The sequence below is a fragment of the Streptomyces sp. WM6386 genome, assembly GCF_000972385.1.
In the GTDB taxonomy this organism is placed as follows: domain Bacteria; phylum Actinomycetota; class Actinomycetes; order Streptomycetales; family Streptomycetaceae; genus Streptomyces.
Genome location: NZ_JXTE01000171.1, coordinates 1 through 1767, shown reverse-complemented (window position 1 = coordinate 1767; position 1767 = coordinate 1). Strand labels below are relative to the sequence as shown.

General features: G+C 74.6%; 1 pseudogene. It reads right to left on the bottom strand.

From position 1 onward, the window contains the following. A pseudogene (locus TN53_RS40420) lies at window positions 1-1745 on the bottom strand (hypothetical protein); the annotation flags it as partial. Between the last annotated feature and the right edge of the window lie 22 nt (window positions 1746-1767).

The window sequence follows — 1767 nt, the reverse complement described above, 5'->3', positions numbered from 1 at the left end:
GACTCACGCCGTCCGCGCCAGACGCCCGGCCGGACCTCTGTCCAGCCCGGGTGGACCGCCCCGTCCCGCAGGCGGCCCAGCCAGCGGCGTGCGTACGTCTCCAGGCGACGGTCGCCCAGTGTGCCGGCGAGGGCGAGGCACTCCCGGAAGTGACTCTCGGCCGCGGAAGGGCCCTCGGCGGCCAGCGTGTTCAGGCCGAGCACCCGATGGGCTTCGAAGCAGCCGCGGGTGTCGCCGGGCGTCCGGAGCAGGGTGGGCGTGACGAGACCGGCCGCGACGGTGCCGGCTCCTTCGCCCAGGTGCACATCGGCGAGCCCGGCCAGGGCACGGCTGCGCTCGCTGCTGACGGTTTCCGGGCTCGCCAGTACCTGCTCGTACAGCTCCCGTGCCTCGTCGGGTCGTTGGCGCTGCCAGGCCAGGTCGCCCAGTGAGCGCAGCAGACGCGCCCGAGCCGCCCCGTCCGTCAGCTGTCCGGCGGCGTCCAGGGCCAGGGTATGGGTGTGCCCCCAGACGTCCCAGACGGCCAGCGCCTCCAGGAAGGCGGTCATGGCGTCGGCCAGCCGCACGGTCTGCGCCCACAGGCCGGCGTCGTGGACCTGGTCGAGCAGGGCGACCAGATCCTGTCGTCGGCGTGCGAACCAGTCCAGGGGGTGCAGACCGTCCACGCGGGTCGCGTGCTGTGCGGTCTCGGCGTGGTCGGCAGCCGCCCCGCTGAGCCGGGCGAGGGCGGCGCGCACCCGAGCCGGCTGCTCCTCGTCGAGGGCCTCGCCGGCGGTCAGCCGCTGCAGTTCGGGAAAGCGGTGACCGGTGCCGTCGGGGGAGGTGACCATCAGGCCTGCTGCGACCAGCGATTGCACGGGGAGCTCGGGGGTCTCCCGGGGTACGCCGAGAGCGACAGCCGCTGCGGCGGTGGTGAACGGCCCCGAGGGCAGAAGGCTCAGCAGCCGGGCCGCCCGGCGTACCTCCTGGGGTGCCGCGCTGTACGCGGCGTACAGCGACCGCCCGTACTCCTCGTCGAGCGCGCGCAGTGCGGCCGGGCGGCTCTCGGCGGCCGACAGCCGGGTGGCGATGTCGGTGGGGGAGTGGTGCGGGTGGAACGTCAGATGCTGGGCCACGACGCGCAGTGCCCCCGGGAACCGACCGCACTGATCGGCCAGCCGGTCCCAGACGTCCCTCGTGTCGCTCTCTTCCGGCGTGGTCTCCGGCTCGCCCGTGACGTAGCCGTGTCCCTCGCCGTCGTATCCGTCGTATCCGTCGTATCCGTTGTGCCCGGCGGCTCCGAGCCGGTCGCCGGAGCTGCTCTCGAAGGGAGCCTCGGTGCCGGGGTACGGGGCGGTTCGGCGGCTGTACGACGTGAGCAGCAGCTCGCGGGCGTCAGCGGACGACAGCTCCTCGAGCGGCAGTACGGGGCCGTCGAAGCCGGACAGCACGGGGCGGCAGGTGACCAGGGCCGTGCAGCCCCTCGGCAGCGGCAGGAGCGGGCTCAGCTGGTCGGCGTCGACCGCGTCGTCCAGGACCAGCAGCAGGCGGCGCCCCTCGGTCAGCCGGTGCACGCTGTCGCGCAGGGCGGCCACGGAGCGCGGCTGCTGGCCGACGGCGCCGAGGGCACGCAGCACCGCGTGCAGGACCCGCGCTCCGGGCAGTGGATGGCCCCTCTCGTCGCGCAGGTTGACCAGGATCCGCCCGTCGGGGAACAGCTCCGCCACGCGGTGCGCCGCGCTCACGGCGAGCGCGGTCTTTCCCATGCCCGCAGGGCCGGTCACCTGG